At 75.0% G+C, this 20,238-nt stretch carries 18 protein-coding genes; 12 read left to right on the plus strand and 6 right to left on the minus strand.

The genetic code is table 11. The annotated features are described in order from the left end of the window. The first annotated feature begins 10 nt into the window (after positions 1-10). The 4 genes from DMP17_RS20260 (at position 11) to DMP17_RS20270 (ending at position 3,665) form a co-directional block, all read left to right on the plus strand. Positions 11-625, plus strand: a complete 615-nt coding sequence (locus tag DMP17_RS20260; protein ID WP_062400803.1) for a TetR/AcrR family transcriptional regulator — start codon at positions 11-13, stop codon at positions 623-625. Between the two features lie 269 nt (positions 626-894). Next, entirely contained in the window at positions 895-2,013 is a 1,119-nt protein-coding gene (gene sfnG / locus DMP17_RS20265) for a dimethylsulfone monooxygenase SfnG (protein WP_226356663.1), read from the plus strand. Between the two features lie 147 nt (positions 2,014-2,160). Next, positions 2,161-2,232 carry a putative leader peptide gene (locus tag DMP17_RS46430; RefSeq protein ID WP_350590274.1) on the plus strand — a complete coding sequence of 24 codons (72 nt, stop codon included), beginning with the start codon at positions 2,161-2,163 and terminating at the stop codon, positions 2,230-2,232. 194 nt (positions 2,233-2,426) lie between these two features. Continuing rightward, a complete protein-coding gene (locus DMP17_RS20270; RefSeq protein WP_226355562.1) occupies positions 2,427-3,665 on the plus strand; it encodes an acyl-CoA dehydrogenase family protein in 1,239 nt (412 codons plus the stop codon). A 70-nt stretch (positions 3,666-3,735) separates the two neighbouring features. On the opposite strand, the gene DMP17_RS20275 is transcribed toward DMP17_RS20270, so the two are convergent. Together DMP17_RS20275 and DMP17_RS20280 are read right to left on the minus strand one after the other, a co-directional pair. Continuing rightward, on the minus strand, positions 3,736-4,563 hold the full coding sequence (locus DMP17_RS20275) for an SDR family oxidoreductase (RefSeq protein WP_337830311.1): 828 nt from the start codon (positions 4,561-4,563) through the stop codon (positions 3,736-3,738). Positions 4,564-4,722: 159 nt separating this feature from the next. Next, on the minus strand, positions 4,723-6,036 hold the full coding sequence (locus tag DMP17_RS20280) for a TMEM165/GDT1 family protein (protein WP_226355560.1): 1,314 nt from the start codon (positions 6,034-6,036) through the stop codon (positions 4,723-4,725). Positions 6,037-6,352: 316 nt separating this feature from the next. Here DMP17_RS20280 and DMP17_RS20285 point away from each other — a divergent pair, with 316 nt between their 5' ends. The 3 genes from DMP17_RS20285 (at position 6,353) to DMP17_RS20295 (ending at position 9,918) form a co-directional block, all read left to right on the plus strand. Further along, positions 6,353-7,522, plus strand: coding sequence for a thiolase family protein (locus DMP17_RS20285; RefSeq protein ID WP_226366815.1), 1,170 nt, complete (start codon positions 6,353-6,355; stop codon positions 7,520-7,522). A 17-nt stretch (positions 7,523-7,539) separates the two neighbouring features. After that, the gene (locus DMP17_RS20290) at positions 7,540-8,286 is read left to right on the plus strand and encodes an E3 ubiquitin ligase family protein (RefSeq protein ID WP_337830312.1); all 747 of its coding nucleotides are present in this window, start codon (positions 7,540-7,542) and stop codon (positions 8,284-8,286) included. Between the two features lie 111 nt (positions 8,287-8,397). Continuing rightward, the gene (locus DMP17_RS20295) at positions 8,398-9,918 is read left to right on the plus strand and encodes a S1C family serine protease (RefSeq protein WP_226355557.1); all 1,521 of its coding nucleotides are present in this window, start codon (positions 8,398-8,400) and stop codon (positions 9,916-9,918) included. 132 nt (positions 9,919-10,050) lie between these two features. Here DMP17_RS20295 and DMP17_RS20300 read toward each other — a convergent pair whose 3' ends face one another. From DMP17_RS20300 to DMP17_RS20310, 3 genes are read right to left on the minus strand one after another with little or no spacing between them, the layout of a single operon-like run. Further along, complete coding sequence (locus tag DMP17_RS20300; protein WP_226355556.1) at positions 10,051-10,707, minus strand: DedA family protein; 657 nt, start codon at positions 10,705-10,707, stop codon at positions 10,051-10,053. Continuing rightward, positions 10,704-11,504 (minus strand): MBL fold metallo-hydrolase, encoded by an 801-nt coding sequence (locus DMP17_RS20305; RefSeq protein WP_337830313.1) that lies wholly within the window; start codon positions 11,502-11,504, stop codon positions 10,704-10,706. The genes DMP17_RS20300 and DMP17_RS20305 overlap by 4 nt, the downstream gene beginning before the upstream one ends. 16 nt (positions 11,505-11,520) lie before the next feature. After that, entirely contained in the window at positions 11,521-11,955 is a 435-nt protein-coding gene (locus DMP17_RS20310; RefSeq protein ID WP_337830314.1) for a pyridoxamine 5'-phosphate oxidase family protein, read from the minus strand. A gap of 211 nt (positions 11,956-12,166) precedes the next feature. Between DMP17_RS20310 and DMP17_RS20315 the strand changes: the two genes are divergently transcribed. Together DMP17_RS20315 and DMP17_RS20320 are read left to right on the plus strand one after the other, a co-directional pair. Continuing rightward, positions 12,167-12,877, plus strand: a complete 711-nt coding sequence (locus DMP17_RS20315; RefSeq protein WP_337830315.1) for a hypothetical protein — start codon at positions 12,167-12,169, stop codon at positions 12,875-12,877. Then, positions 12,874-13,638, plus strand: a complete 765-nt coding sequence (locus tag DMP17_RS20320) for a class F sortase (protein WP_337830316.1) — start codon at positions 12,874-12,876, stop codon at positions 13,636-13,638. The genes DMP17_RS20315 and DMP17_RS20320 overlap by 4 nt, the downstream gene beginning before the upstream one ends. Here DMP17_RS20320 and DMP17_RS20325 read toward each other — a convergent pair. Beyond that, the gene (locus DMP17_RS20325) at positions 13,578-14,888 is read right to left on the minus strand and encodes a citrate synthase (protein WP_337830317.1); all 1,311 of its coding nucleotides are present in this window, start codon (positions 14,886-14,888) and stop codon (positions 13,578-13,580) included. The genes DMP17_RS20320 and DMP17_RS20325 overlap by 61 nt on opposite strands. Before the next feature lie 69 nt (positions 14,889-14,957). Here DMP17_RS20325 and DMP17_RS20330 point away from each other — a divergent pair, with 69 nt between their 5' ends. From DMP17_RS20330 to DMP17_RS20340, 3 genes are all read left to right on the plus strand, one after another. Further along, a complete protein-coding gene (locus tag DMP17_RS20330) occupies positions 14,958-16,130 on the plus strand; it encodes a citrate/2-methylcitrate synthase (RefSeq protein WP_226366822.1) in 1,173 nt (390 codons plus the stop codon). 102 nt (positions 16,131-16,232) lie between these two features. After that, the gene (locus DMP17_RS20335) at positions 16,233-17,705 is read left to right on the plus strand and encodes an MFS transporter (RefSeq protein ID WP_337830318.1); all 1,473 of its coding nucleotides are present in this window, start codon (positions 16,233-16,235) and stop codon (positions 17,703-17,705) included. A gap of 532 nt (positions 17,706-18,237) precedes the next feature. Further along, positions 18,238-20,187 (plus strand): 3-oxoacyl-[acyl-carrier-protein] synthase III C-terminal domain-containing protein, encoded by a 1,950-nt coding sequence (locus DMP17_RS20340; RefSeq protein WP_226366824.1) that lies wholly within the window; start codon positions 18,238-18,240, stop codon positions 20,185-20,187. Positions 20,188-20,238: the final 51 nt, after the last annotated feature.

The raw sequence follows: 20,238 nt of genomic DNA on the forward strand, positions 1-20,238 counted from the left end.
TGCTGGAAAGATGCCGACGCGAACCAGCTCCGGAACCGCGGGACCCCCGCGGCGGCGCGACCCGGAACGCGGGGAGCGGATCCTCGAGGCGGCGGCCCGGCTCGCGGCCGGTCGCGGCTTCCACACCGTCGGGATGGCCGAGATCGGCGCCGAGGCCGGCATCGTCGGGTCCGGGATCTACCGGCACTTCGCCTCCAAGGAGGCGGTCCTGCTCGCCCTGCTCGACCGAGGCATGGCCCGTCTGGAGGCCTCCGCGGCGGCGGCGCTGGCCGCGGGCACGCCCGAGCGCGAGACGCTGACCGTGCTGGTGGCCGACCACATCCGGCTGGTGACCGAGAACCGCACCGAGTTCGCCGTCTACTACGGCGAGGTCCACACCCTGCCCGCCGAGGCCCGCCGCGACCTGCGGCGCCGTCAGCGCCACCACGTCGAGGACTGGGTGCACGTGCTCGCCCCGCTGCGCCCGGACCTGTCCGACGGCGAGCTGCGCGTGCTGGTGCACGCCTGCGTCGGCGCGATCCAGTCGACGCTGTTCTTCCGCAGCGGCCTGGACCAGCACCGGCTCGTGGGGCTGCTCGGCGGGCTGGCGCACGGCCTGCTCGGGGTCGACCCGGTCCACCGGTGAGGACCCGTGGTGATCTCCCCGGCATCCGGTTGACAACAACCGGCTCCGCGGGTTCGGTGGGAGCGTGACCGGCTTCCTGCTGACCCGACGCCGTCACGTCGACAACCTCGTCGTCGTGAGCCAGGCCTGTCGCTGATCGCGTCACCGCAGGTCCGTTTCCTCCCTCTTTCCTCTCTTTCCGGCGCCGTCGCGCGCCCGTCTGCCGTGCCCGGCACACCCCCGAGGAGTCTCCCGTGTCCGATGCTCTCGCCACCACGCCCAACACCCGGATCCAGGAGCCGCTGAAGTTCGCGTACTGGGTCCCGAACGTCTCCGGCGGGCTGGTCACCAGCACCATCGAACAGCGCACCGACTGGGGCTTCGAGTACAACCGGAAGCTGGCGCAGACCGCCGAGAACAACGGCTTCGAGTACGCGCTGTCCCAGATCCGCTACATGGCCAGCTACGGCGCCGACCACCAGCACGAGGCCACCGCGTTCTCCCTCGCGCTGGGCCTGGCCACCGAGCGGCTCAAGGTGATCGCCGCCGTCCACCCCGGCCTGTGGGAGCCCTCGGTGCTGGCCAAGTGGGTCGCCACCGCCGACCACCTGACGAACGGCCGGCTCGCGGTCAACGTCGTCTCCGGCTGGCTGAAGGCCGAGTTCACCGCGATGGGCCAGCCGTGGCTCGAGCACGACGAGCGCTACCGCCGCAGCAACGAGTTCATCCGGGTGCTGCGCGAGATCTGGACCTCCGACGGCGGCGCCGAGTTCGCCGGCGACTTCTACCGGATCCGCGACTTCGACCTCAAGCCCCGCCCGGTCGACGTCCCCGGCCGTCCGCACCCGGAGATCTTCCAGGGCGGCAACTCCACCGCGGCCCGCTACAACGGCGGCACCGTGTCGGACTGGTACTTCTCCAACGGCAAGGACTACGACGGCTTCTCCGAGCAGGTCGAGGAGGTCCTCGGCCACGCGAAGACCGCCGAGCGACTGCAGCCCGTCCGGTTCGGCCTCAACGGCTTCATGATCGCCCGGGACGGCGAGAAGGAGGCCCGGGACACCCTGCGCGAGATCATCGAGAAGGCCAACCGGCCCGCCGTCGAGGGCTTCCGCGACGCCGTCCAGCAGGCCGGCAACTCCACCGGCGACAAGCGCGGCATGTGGGCGGACTCGTCGTTCGAGGACCTCGTCCAGTACAACGACGGCTTCAAGACCCAGCTGATCGGCACCCCGGAGCAGATCGCCGACCGCGCGATCGAGTACAAGCGGCGCGGCGCGAACCTGCTGCTGCTCGGCTTCCTGCACTTCCAGGAGGAGGTCGAGTACTTCGGCGCGAAGGTGCTGCCGGTCATCCGGGAGAAGGAGGCCGAGCTGGCCGCCCGCGAGCCGCAGCTCACCACCGTCTGACCGACACCGTCCGCACGGGCCCGGCGACCGTCGTCGCCGGGCCCGTTCGCGTTCCCGGGGCCCGTCCTGACCGGACATCCCGCGCCGCGTCCCATTTCCGGGAACGTCTCGTTGACTTCCACCGTGATCTCCCCGAACACTGGGACCGTGCTGTTCACCGAGCTCACCCGTCGACGCCACGTCGACCTCTCGCGTGTGACCTCGTCGCTCTGTCGCTGACCGGCATCCCCGCGGAGCAGGCCCTCTGACCTGCGCCGCGGCCGGCGACCCCGGTCGCCGGTGACCGCCCCGACAGTTCCCTCCCGTCCGGGCCCACCGTTCCTCCGCCGATTCGGTGCGCATTCCCGCGCGTATCCGCCGAATCGTGCGCCGCCGTGCCCGGGCGCCATTCTCCGACGACGAGGAGACACACCGTGACCACGACCGAGAACCGTTCCGAGCCCACCACCGTCGAGTCGCTCGACTGGTCCGCCACGCCCACCGACGCCGCGGGCTGGCTGGCCCGGGCCCGCGACGTCCGCCGCGTCCTGGAGCGTGACGCCGCGGCCCGCGACCGGGCGGGCGCCACCCCGCACGACGAGGTCGCCCTGCTCAAGGACTCCGGCCTGGTCACCCTGCTCGGCCCGGTCGAGCACGGGGGCGGCGGACAGGAGTGGCCGCTGGCCTACCGGGTGATCCGCGAGGTCGCCGCGGGCGACGGCTCCATCGGCCAGCTGCTCGGCTACCACCTGCTCTGGTTCTGGGCCGCCCGGCTCGTCGGGACGCCCGAGCAGATCGCGGCGGTCGAGGCCGACGCCACCCGCAACCGCTGGTTCTTCGGGGGCGCGGTCAACCCGCGCGACGCCGAGCTGACCATCCGCGACGACGGCGACGAGCTCGTGTACTCCGGCCGCAAGTCGTTCTCCACCGGCAGCAGGGTCTCCGACGTCACCGTGCTGGAGGGGGTGATCGAGCGGACCGACACCCACGTCTTCGCGATCGTGCCGAGCCACCAGGAGGGCATCGTCTTCGCCGACGACTGGGACAACATCGGCCAGCGCCTCACCGAGTCCGGCAGCGTCACGATCACCGACGTCCGGGTGCCGTGGGCGGCGGCCGCCGGGTTCACCGACCGGGTGTTCACGCCGCGGGTCTACAACACGCTCAACGTGCCGATCATCCAGCTCGTCTTCGTGGCGTTCTACCTCGGGATCGCCCGCGGGGCGCTCGAGACCGCGGCGCGCTTCACCCGCGAGCGGACCCGGCCGTGGCTCCACGGCGGCCACGAGCGCGCCGTCGACGAGCCCTACCAGCTCGACCTCCACGGCGACCTGCACGCGAAGCTGTGGGCGGTCGAGGCGCTGGCCGACGCCGTCGCGCAGGAGCAGCAGGTGATCCACCGCGACGCCGACGGCGTCACCGCCGAGCAGCGCGGTGAGCACGAGGTGCGGGTCGCCGCGGTGAAGGCGCGGGCCACCGACGTCGCGCTGGAGATCACCTCGGGGATCTTCGAGGGCCTCGGGGCCCGCGCGACGACGACGGAGCTGGGCTTCGACCGGTTCTGGCGCAACGTCCGCACGCACACCCTGCACGACCCGGTCGCCTACAAGCGGCGCGAGGTCGGGGCGTGGGTGCTGCGCGACGAGCTGCCCGAGCCGACCTGGTACTCCTGACCCCGCCCGCGGTGCCCGCCCCCGTCCGGTCGGGGCGGGGCGGGCACCGCGCCGGGACCGCGGCGGCGCCTCAGGTCAGGGCGGCGCGCAGCGACCCGGCGTGCTCGGCCGCCCAGGCCTCCACGGTGGTCCCCGGCCGCCCGGTGACCTGCTCGACCACACCGTTCGGGGCCGCCGCGCCGGCCCGCAGGAACTCCCCGAGGACGGTGTGGACGACGACGCCCGCCCGGTCGGCGTCCATCGACCCGGCCAGCACGGCGGCCGCCTCGTCCGGCGTGACCTGCTCGAACCCGATCGGCACCCCGGTCGCCGCCGCGATCGCCGCGACCCACCGGCGGCGGGTGACCGCCTCCGGGCCGGTGAGGGTGAGCGCGCGCCCGTGGTACTCCTCGCCCGCGGTGAGGGCGACGGCGGCGACCTCGGCGATGTCGGTCATCGCGGTCGGGGTGCTCGCCAGGTCCGGCCACGGCTCCCGGACCACCCCGTGCGCCGCGATCTGCGGCAGCCACATCCGGCAGTTCTCCACGAAGTCCGCGGGCCACAGGTGGGTCCACGGGACCGGCGCGGCCTCGACCGCGGTGACGACCGTCCCCCACCAGCTCTCCGGCTCACCGGACAGGTCGACCACGTGCCCGACCCCGGCGGCCGCCGCCCGGTCGAGGACCTCGGCCACGGTGGGCACGTGCGGTGCGAGGTAGACCGCGCGGACGCCGTCGAACACCCCGTCCAGCGACGCAGGCCGGTGCAGCGAGCCGCGCACGACCTCGACGTCGCCGGGCAGCGCGGCCCGGACCGGGTCGACGGTGAGCGCGCGGACCGGCTCGTCGGTGCGCGCCCGCAGGTGGTCGACGACCATCCGGCCGATGTTGCCGGTCGCGCCCGTGACCAGGACCGTCATGACCCCACCGTACGACGGCGCGAGCCCCCCGACACGACACCGCCCGCCCCGGTCGCGCCGGGGCGGGCGGTGTCGTCGCGCGGCGCTGCCGCGGTGTCGCGCTGTCGGCGCGTGCCGGTGCGGTGGTGCCGCCAAAGCGGCGCCGCGGTGCCGGGACGCTCAGCCGACGGTCGTGCGGTCGCCCTCACCCGCGGGGGTGCGGTCGGTGCGGACCCGCGGGAGGAACCGGCCGGTCCGGGCGCGGTACTCGTCGTACTCGGCGCCCAGTGCGCTGCCCAGGCCGGGCTCGTAGACCGCACGGGCCTGGATCTGCACCGCCACCAGGATCAGCACCCCGGCGAGCACGCCGAGCAGGGTCGGGGCCATGAACAGCATCCCGGCGCACCCGACGATCAGGCCGGTCAGCGCGGGGTTGCGGACGCGGCGGTAGATCCCGCCGGTGGCGAGCACCGGGCGTCGTGCGGCGTCCGGGTCACCGGCCGCGGCCGCCCCGGCCTCGGTGGCCGAGCGGCGCCACACCGTGCCGAGCTGCAGCATCGCGACCGCGACGACGGCGAAGCCGAGCAGCAGCAGCCCCGCCCCGACGACGGCGACCGCCGGCCGGGCCAGCACCGAGATCGGCTGCAGCACGTCGAGGGCGACCAGCAGCGGCGCACCGAACCCGAGCACCGCGGCCAGCACGAACAGCGTGCGGGCCCACCAGGCCGGGCTGCCCGGGGTCCGGGCGACGTCGAGCCTGCGCTCCCCGCGGGCGCGGTGCGCCCGACCGCGGAACCACAGCCCGGCGCCGACGGCGAGCGCCCCCAGCACCAGCGCGGCCCAGCCGAGCCCGTGGTGCCCGGCGACGTCGAACACGCGGCCCCAGGCGTCCTCGCCCCACACCTGCGGGACGGCCTCGTAGAGCAGCCAGGCGCCGAAGACGAAGAACATCACCGCGGCGCCGATCGAGATGGCCCGCTCCGGGAGCCGCTTGCCGAGCTGACGCCCGACGACGATGGCCAGCCCGTCCGCGGCGACCATGCCGACCGTGGACCCGGCCCAGATGCCGATCGACCCGGCGAGGGTGTCGTGCTGGGCGGCCAGGGTGATCGTCGCGAGCATCGTCTTGTCACCGAGCTCGGCGAGGAAGAACGCGACCGACGCGGCGACGACGGCGGACCCGCCGGCCCGCTTGGCCTTCGCCTCCTCGTCCTCGGAGAGGCTGTCACCGCGCAGTGTCCAGGCGCCGAACGCCAGGAAGGCGACCGCGGCGACCAGCGCGATCCAGCCGGTCGGGATCGACGCGCCCAGGCCGTAGCCGACGGCGACCGACACGAGGTGGGTCACCGAGGTGGCGATCGTGATCCCGATCAGGACCGGGATCGCGTTGAAGCGCGTCGCGAACGTGAGGGCCATGAGCTGCGACTTGTCGCCCAGCTCGGCCACGAAGATGACGCCGAAGCTGATCGCGAACGCGATCAGGAAACCGTTCATGTCCATCCCTCGATCTCGACCGGACCGAGGTGGGGGTGCCCTCGACCCGGAGTATCCGGATCGAAGGTCTCGCTCGCCTGGTGGTGGTCAGGCCGCTGCACCCGGGTCGGCCGTCGGAGTACGAGGCGGACCAGTATGTCGAGCGCAGCGTTGGGAGCTACTCCCCTTCGCGTACGCCGGAGACGGTACCTCATCGATCCAGAGCGTCTCGACACCTGATGCACATACGGCGCTGTGATCGCCCTCTCAGCGCCGACCCCCTCCGATGGCTTAGCGTCGCGAACGAGTCGTGTCACCGGTGACCAGGAGGACCCCCATGCCCGAGGCCGTCGTCTGTGCCGCCGTCCGCACACCGATCGGGAAGCGGAAGGGGTCGCTGGCCGAGGTCCACCCGGTCGACCTGTCCGCCGCCGTCCTGAGCGCCCTGGCCGAGCGGACCGGGATCGACCCCGCCGTCGTCGACGACGTCGTGTGGGGCTGTGTGAACCAGGTCGGCGACCAGGCCGCGCAGATCGGCCGCTACGCGCTGCTCGCCGCGGGCTGGCCGGAGACGGTGCCCGGGGTGACGGTGAACCGCGCGTGCGGGTCGAGCCAGTCCTCGTTCGACTTCGCGGCCGGGATGGTGCTGGCCGGGCAGTACGACGTCGTCGTCGCCGGTGGGGTGGAGTCGATGACCCGGGTGCCGCTGGGCGCGGGCCGCGACCTGGGACGTCCCTACGGGCCGCTGGTGCGCGAGCGCTACCGCGCCGACCTGGAGTCCGGGGAGTTCCCGAACGGGGACTTCAACCAGGGCGTCGGCGCCGAGCGGATCGCCCGGGGCTGGGGACTGTCGCGGACCCGGCTCGACGAGTACGCGGCACGCAGCCACGAGCTCGCCGCCGCCGCGATCGACGCCGGCGTGTTCGACGACCAGCTCGTCGACGTCCCCGGCGCGCCCGGGTTCACCGCCGACGAGGGCCTGCGCCGTGGCACCACCGCCGACACCCTGGCCGCGCTGAAGCCGTCGTTCTCCGCGGACGGGGTGATCCACGCCGGGAACAGCTCGCAGATCTCCGACGGCGCGTCGGCGGTCCTCGTGACCACCCCGGAGCGGGCCCGCGAGCTCGGCCTGACCCCGATCGTGCGCTACCACTCCGGGGCCGTGTCCGGTGCGGACCCGCTGCGGATGCTGACCGGGCCCATCCCGGCGACGCAGAAGGTGCTGAAGCGTTCCGGGCTGTCGATCGGTGACATCGGCGCGTTCGAGGTCAACGAGGCGTTCGCGCCGGTCCCGCTGGCCTGGCAGGCCGAGCTGGGCGCCGACGACGCCGTGCTCAACCCGCTCGGCGGGGCGATCGCCGTCGGGCACCCGCTGGGGGCCTCGGGCACCGTGCTGCTCACCCGCCTGGTGCACCACATGCGCGACCGCGGGATCCGCTACGGGCTGCAGACCATGTGCGAGGGCGGCGGCACCGCCAACGCCACGATCGTGGAGCTGGTCGCCTGACCTGCTAGGTTCCGCCCGTGCTGTGGGTGGGGATCATCGCGCTGCTGGCCGGGGCCGCCTGCATCTGGGTCGCGGTCCGCACCCAGCGCCGGGTGCACGCGATGATGGCGGCCGAGACGCTGTCGGTGCCCGAGCTGCTCGACCTCGCGGGCGTCGCGGCGGAGCTCGCCGGGCGGCCGGGCACGTTCCGGAAGGTCTGCGAGGTCGTCGGGCAGACCGCGCCCGCCCCGGTCGGGGTGCTGCACTCCGACCTCGCGGGCGTCGACTGCGTGTGGCACATGCAGCGGGTCGAGCGCCGGTTCGAGCGCCGTGAGCGCGACGACGAGGGCCGCACCCGGACGCAGACCCACACCGAGACCGTGTCCGAGCGGACGTCCCCGCACGGCTGGGCGCTGCTGCGCGACGGGCACACCATCGGCGTCGACCCGGGCGGGCGGCACCCGGACCCGGTGGAACGGGTGCTGGACCGGTTCGACCCGGCCGACGACCGGGGCCGTGGCGGGGACCGGACCGTCGGCTACCGCAACCAGGAGTGGGTGCTGCGCCCCGGCGTCGCGATGTACGTCCTCGGCGAGGTCGACGACCGCGACGGGCCACTGGTGATCCGGCCCCCGCAGGACGCCGGCGGAACCTTCGTGCTGTCCACCCGCACCGAGGCCGAGCTGACCGAGTCCGACCGGCGCGCGCAGCGGCTGTGGGCCCGCGGCGGGGCCGCCCTCGCGGTGCTGGGACTGGTGCTCACGGTGGTCGGCGCGATCTCCTGACCTGCCCGGACCGCCGGTGAGGACCCGCGTGCCGGGCACTCTCACCCGATGCCCGAGCGATTCCCAGCGCGGTCACAGGGTCGTCTCAGGGTCACGGCGCACAGTTGCCCCATGACCGAGAACGGGCCGGGAACGGGCGAGTCGTCCGACGGACGGACCTCCACCGGAGGCGGCGCCACCGACCCCGTCCGGCCCGCACGGCGTCACGAGGGGGCGGTCCCCGCCCACCCGGCCGGCGACGACGGCACCCACGCACAGGAGGCGACCACCGTGACCGACACCGACCACCGGCAGCAGGGCGGCAGCCAGGGGGGCGACCCGGGCGGCAGCCACGGGGCCCAGACTCCCCCGCCGTGGGCGACGACGAGCAACCCCACGATCCCGGCCTACGGCGCGGGGAGCCCGCCCACCTCGGTGTACCCGCCGTTCCCGCAGCAGGGTCCGGCTCCGAGGCCGCCGCGCCGGTTCGGTGCGGGCCTGGCCGCCGTCGCGCTGACGGCCGCCCTGGTCGGCGGTGCGGCCGGCGTCGGCGGCGCCTACCTGGTGCTCGACGGCTCCTCCACCCCGGCCACGCTGACCAGCGCCGCCGCCCCCGGCACCCCGGCCACCCCCGCCGACGGCTCGATCGCCGGTGCCGCGGCCGCGATCACCCCGAGCACGGTGGACATCCAGGTCCGCACCGCGCAGAGCGTCGCCGAGGGGTCCGGGGTCATCCTGACCTCCGACGGCCAGATCCTCACCAACAACCACGTGGTCGCGAACGCCACCGACGGCGGCCGGATCACCGTGTCCACCGCCGACGGGAAGCAGTACACCGCGACCGTCGTCGGCACCTCCCCCAGCTACGACCTCGCCGTCATCAAGCTGCAGGGCGCCAAGGACCTCAAGCCCGCCACCCTCGGGGAGTCCTCGAGCGTGCAGGTCGGCGAGCAGGTCGTCGCGAACGGCTCGCCGCAGGGCCTGTCCGGCACCGTCACCGCGGGCATCGTCTCGGCGCTGAACCGGACCGTCACCGCGGGCGGCGACGGCCAGGCCCCGGTCGTCTACAACGGCCTGCAGACCGACGCCCCCATCAACCAGGGCAACTCCGGCGGCCCGCTGGTCAACCTGGCCGGGCAGGTCGTCGGCATCAACTCCGCGATCGCCACCGCCGGGCAGAGCTCCGGCTCGATCGGGCTGGGCTTCGCGATCCCGGTCGACACCGCCAAGCGGGTCGCCCAGGAGCTGATGGACTCCGGCGTCGCGACCAAGCCGCAGCTCGGCGTGCAGGGCTCGGTGTCGGCCTCCGGCAGCGCCCCGAGCGAGACCGCGGGCGCGCAGATCACGACGGTGGAGCCGAACTCGCCGGCGGCCGCCGCGGGCATCAAGGCGGGCGACGTCGTCACCAAGGTCAACGAGTACCCGGTGTCGAGCTTCGCGGACCTGATCGCCCGGGTCGGCAACTTCACCCCCGGCCAGCAGGTCACGCTGACCGTCGGCAGTGGGTCCGGTGCGCGTGAGGTGCCGGTGACGCTCGGCAGCGTGCGCGACACCGCCGCCGCGACCGCCCAGAACGGGGCGCGCACCGTGCCCGAGGGCGGCTCCACCGGCGAGCTGCCGTTCGGCATCAACCCCTTCGGCGGCGGCAACTGACCTGATCCCCCCGGGGCGACGCCACGCCCCGGGCACCCGCTCCGGCCGGGCGCGACATCCCCCTCCCGTCGCGCCCGGCCGGTTCCGTGTGCGCGGGTGGACGAGCGTGCCGGCCGGCGGGGCCGCCGGGGATCAGCCGGTGGGGTGGCGGGCCCGCAGCCGGGTCCGCACCCGCCCGGCCAGCGCGGTGACCGCCGCGACGACGGCCACCAGCCCGACCGCGAGCAGCGCGGCCACCAGCGGGGAATCGGTGAGGTTGCCGGTCAGCACCCCGAGCACGCCGTAGAGCAACGTCCACAGCACCGCCCCGGCCGCGACCGCGGGCACCAGCTTCGCCCAGGTCATCCCGGAGACCGCGGCCGCGATCAGGGTCGGCACCCGCCCCGCGGGGGCGACCCGTCCGACCAGCACGACCAGCCAGCCGCGCTCGGCGAACGCGCCGCGCATCCGTTCGATCCGGGCCGCGGTGCGCTCGCCGCCGAGCCGCCCGCCCGCGACCGCGGCGCGGACCGGGTCACCGGCCAGGCGGGCGACGGCGAAGGTGATGACGTCACCGAGCAGGGCCGCGGCGAAGGACAGCAGCAGCACCACCGGCAGCGACAGCGCGGAGCTGGTCATCGCCGTCGCGGCGGCGGCGCCGACGATCGCACCGGTCGGCACGACCGGCACCACCGACCCGAGCAGCACTCCCCCGGCGACGACGAGGTAGGCGATCCGCCCGGCGTCCGGGCTGAGCTCGGCGTCGAGCCACTCCTGCGCGGACGCGGCCAGCAGGTGCGGCGCGCTCACGCCGGCGTTCCGACGGCGGCGCCGGGCGGGAGCACGAGGGTGCGGGTGGGCAGCCCGGCCGCGGCGACGGCGTCGGCGAAGTCGTACGGCGGGCGCACGAGCAGCTCCCGCATCCGGGACCCGGTCCGCCCCGGGACCGAGCACAGCCCGGCGACGGCGAGGGTCCCCCAGTGCACCGGCAGCGCGACGGCCGGTGCGAGCCGCCGGACGGCCTCGGCGGCACCGGCCGGGTCGAGGTGGCCGGGTCCGAGGTTCGGGCCCCAGCCCCACACCGGCAGCGCGGCGAGGTCGATCGGGCCCTGGGCGGCGACGTCGTCGAGCCCGGGGAATAGGCCGGTGTCCCCGGCGACGTAGACGCGCAGCCCGTCGCCCTCCAGCAGGTGCCCCATCGCGTCGGCCTGCGGGCCGTGGGTGAACCGGGGCCCCCACCGGTGCCCGGAGTGGTCGGCCGGTGTGCCGGTGACCCGCAGCCCGTCGAAGACCCGCGTCTGCCCGACGGCGAGCTCGGAGACCCGGGCGACGCCGCGGCGGCGGAGCCAGTCGCCGGCGCCCGCGGGCACCACGACCTCCACCGCGCGCGGCAGCCGGCGCAGCGAGGCGAGGTGCAGGTGGTCGGCGTGCAGGTGGGAGATCAGGACCAGGTCGGCCCCGGCGGGCCACTCCGGGTCGACGGCCGGCGCGGTGCGGCGCAGCGGCCCGACCGACCGCCCCAGCACCGGGTCGGTCAGGACGGTGCGCCCGCCGATCCGCAGCCGCAGGGTGCTGTGGCCGAGGAAGGTCGTCTCCGGCAGGTCCACACCGGCGAGTATCCCCTCAGGCGTTGCCGAGAACCCGGTCGACCGCGATCTGCAGCACCACCCGTGCCGGGTTCTCCCGGGGCTGCTTGTACTCGGCGGCGTAGCGGCGCTCGGCGTCGGCGACGACGTCGGGCTCGTCCCGCACGACGGCGCGGCCCTCCAGCGTGGACCAGGTGCGCCCGTGGACGACGGTGACGCTGACCCGGGCGCCGTCCGGCCCGGCCGCGGCGACGTTGCGCGCCTTCTGCGACCCGCCGCTGCAGATCACCCGGGCGGTGCGCTCGGCCACGTCGACGGTCACCCCCACCGGCACCGCGTGCGGGGTGCCGTCGCGGCGCGGGGTCACCAGGACGCACGGGCGGCGCTGGGACCAGAGCTCGACGAACGCGTCGGAGACGGCGTCGTCGAGGGACCGGCGGCGGCGCCGGGGCGGTTCGGGGGTGGTCGTCACGGTCGCCATCCTGGACGTCGTGCCGGGCCCCGCGCGCCCCGGCACGCCGAGGCCTCGGTCACTCCGGGCGACGCCACCCGCCCCGGTGATCCCCGTACGGGCGACTTCCCTGGCCCTCTCGACCGGGTGTCGCTTCACTCTCCGCCATCGGACAGGGCGTCACGTTCGCCCCACCGGTCACCAGGATCACGTTCGTCACAGGGAGTGGATCATGACCGCACGTTCGCTCGTCCGCCGCACCGGCGCCGTCGCCGCGTCGCTCACCCTCGCCGCGCTCGCCGGGGTCCCGCTGGCCGGGGCGGCGTCGGCCGCGGAACCGGCCGTCACCCCGGTGGCGAGCGCCGTCACGGCCCCGGCCGCCGTCGCCACCGCGGGCCCGGTCGTCGCGGCCCCGGCCCAGGAGGACACCGAGGAGCCGCCCGCCGAGGAGCCCGCGGACGACGCGACGCCGGCCGACGAGGACCCCGACGCCACCGACCCGGACGCGACCGATCCCGAGGAGTCGGCGCCCGGGGAGACCGCGCCCGAGGAGACCGCCGCGGCCCCGGAGGCGACCACCCCCGCGGCCGGGGCCCCCGCCGCCGGGCGCGGCAGCGACCTGGACTGCGTCGACCTCTCCCGTGCCCAGGCCCAGGCCGTGCTCGCCGCCGACCCGTCGGACCCGAACAACCTGGACCGCGACAACGACGGCCGGGCCTGCGAGGGCTCGGACCTCGTCGCGGCCGCCGGTACCGGGCAGGTGCGCGCGGTCCCGGGCGGTGGGGTCGAGGCCGGTGACGGCTCCGGCGGCGCCGGGGTCGACCCGACGGTGTTCCTGCTGGTCGGGACGGGCGCGGTCCTCGCCACCGGGGCGGGCGTCGTCGTGTGGAACGGGCGTCGCACCGGCCGCGCCGCACTCCCCCTGACCACCCGCCACTCGTGACCCCCACCCCCACCCCCGCCCCCGCACCCGCGCACCCGTCGGGACACCGGACGCGCACCGGTCCGGAGAACGCGCTCCCGATCGGGGACGCGTCCTCCGACCCCGCGCGCGTCCGGGATCCGTGGGGGCCGCTCGGGCCGCGTGGGTCGCGCGGGCCCCGTGCGGTGCGACGGGTGTGGTGGGGGCTGCTCGTCGTGCTGGCGCTGGCCGTCCCGCTCGGGGCGCCGCCGGTGGCGCTCGGTGGGGCGGTGCCGCCGCTGCCCACCACCACGCTCCGTCCGGCGGCGGCCCCGCTGCCGCCGTCGGAGCCGGTGCGGGTGCGGGCGCCCTCGATCGGGCTCGACAGCGGGCTCGTCCCGCTCGGCCTGACCGGGCGCGGAACCCTCGAGGTGCCGCCCGACGGCGCCGACAGCGGCTGGTACACCGGCGCCCCCACCCCGGGCGCCCGGGGACCGGCGGTGCTCGCGGCGCACGTCGACTGGGACCACGAGCCGGGCCCGTTCCACCGGCTGCACGCGCTGGCCCCCGGTGACCTGGTGTCGGTCGACCGCGCCGACGGCACCACCGCGACCTTCGAGGTCCAGGCGGTGCGCCGCTATGCCAAGGACCGCTTCCCCACCGCGGCCGTCTACGGCGACCTGACCGGCGCGGGCCTGCGGATGATCACCTGCGGCGGGACGTTCGACCGGGGCGTGCGCAGCTACACCGACAACGTCGTGGTGCTCGCCTCGCTGGTCGACCCGGGCCGCGGCCCGGTGTAGACGCCGGTCGGCCGGAACCGCAGACCGGGCTCGGCGTACTCCTCCAGGGCGTGCGCCACCCAGCCGACCGTCCGGGCGCAGGCGAACAGCAGCTCGCCGGCGTCGGGGCGCAGGTCGTGGGCGTGCATCAGCGCGGCGAGCGCGAGGTCGACGTTCGCGGCGGGTCCGTCGCCACCGCGGTCCATCCCCGCGACGACGGCGTCGACACAGGCCATGACGCGGTCCGCGGCCGGGTCGGCGCGCAACCGGTCGAGCAGCACCGTGGCCCGCGGGTCGGTGCCCCGGTAGACCGAGTGCCCGAAGCCCGGGACCCGCTCGCCGGCCCGCAGCCGCTGGGCGAGCGCGCCGGGCGGGTCCTCCAGCGCGTCGGTGAGGAAGCGGTGCGCGAGCCCGCTGACCAGGCCGTGCCGGGGCCCGTCGAGGGCGCCGAGCCCGGCCGAGACGACGGCGTGCACGTCGGCCAGGGTGCTCGCGGCGACCCGGGCGGCGACCGTCGACGACGCCAGGCCGTGGTCGGCGAGCAGGACCAGCGCGGCGCGGAGGTGTCCGGCCGTCGCCGGCGCGGGTGCCCGGTCCGGGTCACGGACCAGCGCCGGCAGCAGCCGCTCCGCCAGGTCGGACCGGCCGGACCCCGCGGGCACCGGCTCCGCCCCGTGACCCGGCTCCCCGCCGGGCCCCGCCCCCACTGCGCCCCGTAGCCCGCCCGCGGCTCCCGGGTCCCCGGCGAGCGCGGTCACGACCGTCCCCAGCAGCGACGACGCCGTCGCCACCACCGCTCCCGGCCGGGCGTCGGCGCGCAGCGGGTCGGCCGCGGCCACCGCGGCGACGGCGAGCCGGAACCGGTCGGTCGCCCGGGCCCCGGCGGGGGCGGCGGCGAGCACGGCACGCGCCGGGGCGAGCAGGTCCGGGGCGGCGTCGAACGGCACCCGGCCGGGGACCTCCCACAGCAGCGCCGCGACGTGCTCGAGGTCCGAGGACGCCGCGAGCGCGGGCACCGCCACCCCGCGGAACCACGGCCCGTCGTCGGCGACGAGTGTGATCCGCGTCCTGATGCGCTCGACCGTCCCGGACGGCTCCCCCGACTCGCGGCCGCGCGCGGCGAGGGCCTCCACCTCGTCCTGGGCGAACCGGCTCCCCCGCCGCTGCGCGCCGCGCACGCTGGTCAGCAGCCCGCGGCTGGCGTAGGCGTACACGGTCTCCCGCTTCACCCCGAGGCGTTCCGCGGTCTCGGCGACGGTCAGGTACTCCACGACGTGGACCGTATCAACATTGACTGCATCAATATTGACAATGGTTCCCGACGGGCGGACGGTCCGGTCATGACCAGCACCGACAGCATCGGCGCCGCCGTCCCGCAGGTCCCACCGGGCCTGCGCGGCGTCGCCGTCACCAGCACCCGCATCGGGGACGTCCGCGGCGACGAGGGCTTCTACCACTACAGCCGGTACTCCGCGGTCGACCTCGCGCGCACCCGCACCTTCGACGACGTGTGGTTCCTGTTCGTCCACGGCCGTCTCCCGGACGCGTCCGAGGCCGCGGAGTTCGCCGCCGCCACCGCGGAGCGCCGGGTCCTGCCCGACGCCGTCGCCGCGCAGCTGCCCGCGATCGCCGACGCCTGCGGGCCCGACCTGCTCGCCGGGCTGCGCACCGCGCTGTCGCTGCTCGGCCCGCAGCACGGGATGCGCCCGCTCTGGGACGACCCGGCGGCGGGCACCCGCGACGCCGCGACCGTCTGCGCCGCGACACCGACCGTCCTCGCCGCGCTGCACCGGCTGCGGCACGGCCTCGACCCGGTCGCGCCGCGCACCGACCTGTCCTCCGCCGCGAACTGGCTGTGGATGCTGGACGGGGCCGAGCCCGCGCCGGCGCACGTCCGCGCGCTCGACGCCTACCTCGTCGCGACGGTGGACCACGGCTTCAACGCCTCCACCTTCACCGCCCGGGTGGTCGCCTCCACCGGCGCCGACGTCGCGTCCTGCGTGGTCGCCGCGCTCGGGGCGTTCGCCGGGCCGCTGCACGGCGGCGCCCCCGACCGGGCGCTGGAGAGCCTCGACGCGATCGACCGCGACGCCGGCGGCTCGCCGGAGCGCTGGGTGGCCGACCGGCTCGCCGCGGGGATGCGGATCATGGGGTTCGGCCACGCCGTGTACCGCGGGCCGGACCCGCGCTCGGCGCTGCTGCGCGAGGTCGCCGCGGAGCTGGGCGGGCCGCTGCCCGCGCGTGCCGCCGACGTCGAACGGCGGGTGGCCGCCACCCTCGCGGAGCTGCGCCCGGACCACCCGCTGTTCGCGAACGTCGAGTTCCACGCGGGCGTGGTGATGGAGGGCTGCGGGATCCCCCGCAGCATGTTCACGCCGACGTTCGCGGTCAGCCGGGTCGTCGGCTGGTGCGCGCACGTGCTGGAGCAGGCCGCCGAGCGACGCCTGATCCGGCCCTCCGCGGTCTACGACGGCCCGCCGCCGCCCGAGCCGGTCCCCGCGCGCGGGAGGTGACCCGGCTTGCCGGACGGGTGACCGGCATGCTCATCTGATGGGTGACTCCCGCTTCAGCGGGGTCGTCCGCAGGCACGATCTGTCACCCACCACGGAGGTCGAGTGTTCCGGGCACGCCGTCCGCACCAGCAGCCCGAGAGCACCCACCCCGAGGGATCCGCACCGGCGCCGCCGCGCCCCGGCGTCGCGATCGCCGTACTGGCCTCGTGCGGGCTGCTCGTCTCGCTGGTCCAGACCATGGTCGTCCCGCTGCTCCCGCGGTTCCCGGAGCTGCTCGACGTCAGCGGGTCGACGGCGTCGTGGCTGATCACCGCCAACCTGGTCGCCGGCGCGGTGTCGGCGCCGGTGCTGGGGCGGCTCGGCGACATGTTCGGCAAGCGGCGGATGCTGCTCGTCGCGCTCGGCCTGGTCGGGGCGGGGTCGCTGCTCGGCGCGCTGGCGCCCGGGATCGGGCTGCTGCTCGTCGCCCGGGTGCTGCAGGGCGCCGCGTTCGGGGTGATCGCGCTCGGGATGAGCCTGATGCGCGACGTCCTGCCCGCCGACCGGGTCGGGTCCGGGGTCGGGCTGATGTCGTCCTCGCTCGGCTTCGGCGGGGCCATCGGGCTGCCGATCACCGGCGTCGTCGCCCAGTTCGCGAGCTGGCGCTGGCTGTTCGCCGGGGCCGCGGTGCTCGGCGTCGTGCAGATCCTGCTGGTCCGGCGGCTGGTGACCGAGTCACGGCTGCGCACCGGCGGCCGGTTCGACGTGCCCGGGGCGCTCGGCGTCGGCGCGGCGCTGGTGTGCCTGCTGCTGGCGATCTCCAAGGGCAACGACTGGGGCTGGGCCTCCCCGACCGTGCTCGGTCTGTTCGCCGGCACCGTGGTTCTGGTGGCCGCGACCGTCCGGTGGGAGCTGCGCGTCCCCGCACCGCTGGTGGACCTGCGGGTCTCGGCACGGCCCGCGGTGCTGCTCACCAACCTGGCCTCGGTGCTGGTGGGCTTCGCGATGTTCGCCGGCTTCGTGCTCGCCACCCAGATCCTCCAGGCACCGGTCACGACCGGCTACGGGTTCGGGCTCTCGCTCGTCGTCGCCGGGCTGGTGCTGCTGCCGATGGGCGGGTCGATGGTGGTGTTCTCCTCGGCCTCGGCGCGGCTGTCGCGGCTGCGCGGCCCGCGCACCACGCTGGTGATCGGCACGCTCCTGCTGGGGGCGGGCAACTTCGCCTTCGCCGCGATGCCCTCGACGGTGCCGCTGCTGATGGCCGCCTCCACCGTGGCCGCGGTCGGCGCCGCGCTCGCCTACTCGGCGATCCCGCTGACGATCATGCGTGCGGTGCCGGAGTCGGAGACCGCCGCGGCGAACAGCCTCAACACTCTGGCCCGCCAGCTCGGCACGAGCTCGTGCACCGCGGTCGTCGCGGCCGTGACGGCGACCTACGTGCTCGGCGACGGCGGACCCCCCTCGGCGACGGCGTACACGATCTCCTTCGTCGCGGCGGGCGCCGCCGGGCTGCTCGCCACGGTGCTGGTGCTGCTCACGCCCGCTCCGGCGGCGGAGACCGTCGAGGCCCCGGCCCCGGCCACCGCCCACGGCTGAGCACCGGACCGCCCGGGAACGGTGCGCCGGGAATGGGGACCGCATTCCACCGACGCATTCCCCCCGGGTGCCGTCCCGGCCGCGTGCCGCTGCCCGCGCGCGACCGTCCACATCGGAGGCGGGGCCGCGTCCTCCCCCGTTCGGACGATGGCGCACCCCACCAGGTGCGGGTGACGATCACCGCACGGGCTGTGACGCCGACGACCACGCTCCTGCCTGCATGTGCACGCGTCGGGACCGACCGGCCACGCCCGGTGATCATTCCACTGTGGACGACCTCCGCCCGCCAACCTGCGGATCTGCGGAATTCTTTCGGGGAACCGACGAGTAGAACCGACCGGTAACATTCTCGCCGGTAACAGTCCGAGTTGACCGACCATCCGTGAGAGCGCACACTCGGCGGCTGGATCACATTCCGATCGTGACTGTTCATCGATAGCGTTGCAGGCACCGCAACCGATCCGATCGACCAGGCCGCACCGCGTCCCGCCTGGCGATTCCGCCGGTCGACGCCGCTGCTGGAGGTCGTCACATGAAACCGTTCGTGGTCAACAACCACGACCGACTGGTCTTTCCCGCCAATTTTCTCGGAGAACTCGACTTCTCCGTCATCGACGATATGGAGCAGTTCACCGCCATCGTCGGTCGCGATTTCGAGGCAAAGGCGCCCACCGGCACCGACATCCTCGAGCGGGTCACCAGCGGCGCCTACGAGAGCCGCTTCGCACTGCTGCGCGACATGAGCCAGAACCTGTTCTGGGTCAACCGGTACACGCTCACCATGTTCGAGAAGCGTCCGACCCGCTGGCGTGACCTCCCCCGCCACCGCAACGACGTCTTCCTCCCGCTGCTCACCCCGTGGCGCGACGGCGACAAGAAGGTCCGGGCCGTCGCCGACGCCTTCGCCGCGCTCCCCAGCACCTGGGACGAGGCGACCGAGCGCCGCATCTTCGACCTCCTCTTCGACGTCTACGGCAACCGTCGCCACCACGCGACCGAGCTGCCGGCCGTCAAGCCGACCGTCGAGCAGTTCCTCACCACGCCGGGGGCGCAGACCTTCGTCGTGCCGCAGCACGACCCGGACTACCCGGTCTTCTCCTTCAACGAGATCCTCGACGCGCACGCCGAGCGTCCCGAGCTCGAGGCCCTGACCCGCTGGGCCATGGTGCTGCACAACCAGTACCCCTGGGACCGTGCCGCCACCGAGCTGCGCACCGCCGACGAGATCGGCGACGACGAGTACGTCATCGCCTTCCACCCCCGCAACCGCGACGTCGAGCAGTTCCTGGACCGCGCCACCGGCACCCGCCCGGCGCGCCGCGGCCGGCTCTCCACCCAGTCCGACCCGGTCGAGCCCGCCACCCCGCTGCCCCCGATCCGGGTCCGTGAGGCGTTCGCGGTGCAGCCGAGGATCGAGGCGCTCGCCGTCGTCCGGGGCGAGCACGTCTGCTCCAACGACGACGTCGTCCGCAACTCCGCGTTCTCCTGGTCGCCGATGAGCGCCGACGAGATCTCCGCCAAGACCGGCATCGACCAGCGCCGCTACACCGAGCTGGACATCGAGGACCTGGCCTGGGCCGCCGCGGTCCGCGCGCTGGAGCACTCCGGCCGCGACCGCTCCGAGATCGGCGCCGTGCTCGTCGCCACCTGCACCAGCGAGCGGCTCATCCCGTCGCTGTCGACGTGGCTGTCCGGGCGGCTCGGGCTGCTCCAGACGCACTGCTCGGCCGACATCGTCGCCGCCTGCGCCGGGCTGCCCTACGGCCTGTCCGAGGCCGTGCGCCAGCTGCAGGAGGTGAACCGGCCGGTCCTGCTGGTCTGCGTCGAGAAGTTCTCCGACAAGATCGGCAACGTCCGCACCTCGCGGATGATCTTCGGTGACGGCGCGGCCGCGATGGTCGTCGCCCCGGCCGCCGAGGGCGAGCGTGGCGACATCGACCTGCTGCAGACCTACGCGTCGGGCCCGGACACCCAGGTGAACTCGATCATCTGGCCGAACCCGGAGTTCGACAACGACATCACCGTCTACGGCCCCGAGGTCAAGGCGCTCGTCGCCCGCTACCTGTCGCAGATGATCGGCGAGCTCACCGAGCAGGCCGGCCCCGACGGCGAGGGCTCGATGCTCGACGCCGTCGACCTGATCGTCCCGCACCAGGCCAACAAGACGATGATCCTGCAGCTCGCGGGCAAGGCGGGGCTCTCGGCCGACCAGCTGTACTTCAACATCGAGTCGATGGGGAACGTGTCCGCGGCGTCCATCCCGATCGCGCTGTTCGACTCCGTGGCCGACGGCGTCGTGTCCGGCCGGACCCGGGTCTTCGCGCCCGGCTTCGGGGCCGGCGCGGTGGGCGGCTACGCGGTGCTGGAGGTCGACCCGACCGTGATGGCACCGGAGGTCCACCTGGACCCGACCGCCGCCGCACTGGCCGAGCCGGCCGCCGCACCGACCTCGGACGACGTCCGCATCGCCTTCGGCGAGTAGGCACGACCGGGTGACACGGGCCACAGTGGGCGGGAAGATCCCTGTCCGAGA

The sequence above is a fragment of the Pseudonocardia sp. TMWB2A genome (genome assembly GCF_017312135.1).

Coding starts and splice junctions, on each gene's coding strand:
- DMP17_RS20260 (WP_062400803.1), top strand. CDS start 11: ATGCCGACGCGAACCAGCTCCGGAACCGCGGGACCCCCGCGGCGGCGC.
- DMP17_RS20275 (WP_337830311.1), bottom strand. CDS start 4,563: ATGACGGTCCTGGTCACGGGCGCGACCGGCAACATCGGCCGGATGGTC.
- DMP17_RS20280 (WP_226355560.1), bottom strand. CDS start 6,036: ATGAACGGTTTCCTGATCGCGTTCGCGATCAGCTTCGGCGTCATCTTC.
- DMP17_RS20285 (WP_226366815.1), top strand. CDS start 6,353: ATGCCCGAGGCCGTCGTCTGTGCCGCCGTCCGCACACCGATCGGGAAG.
- DMP17_RS20295 (WP_226355557.1), top strand. CDS start 8,398: ATGACCGAGAACGGGCCGGGAACGGGCGAGTCGTCCGACGGACGGACC.
- DMP17_RS20315 (WP_337830315.1), top strand. CDS start 12,167: ATGACCGCACGTTCGCTCGTCCGCCGCACCGGCGCCGTCGCCGCGTCG.
- DMP17_RS20330 (WP_226366822.1), top strand. CDS start 14,958: ATGACCAGCACCGACAGCATCGGCGCCGCCGTCCCGCAGGTCCCACCG.
- DMP17_RS20340 (WP_226366824.1), top strand. CDS start 18,238: ATGAAACCGTTCGTGGTCAACAACCACGACCGACTGGTCTTTCCCGCC.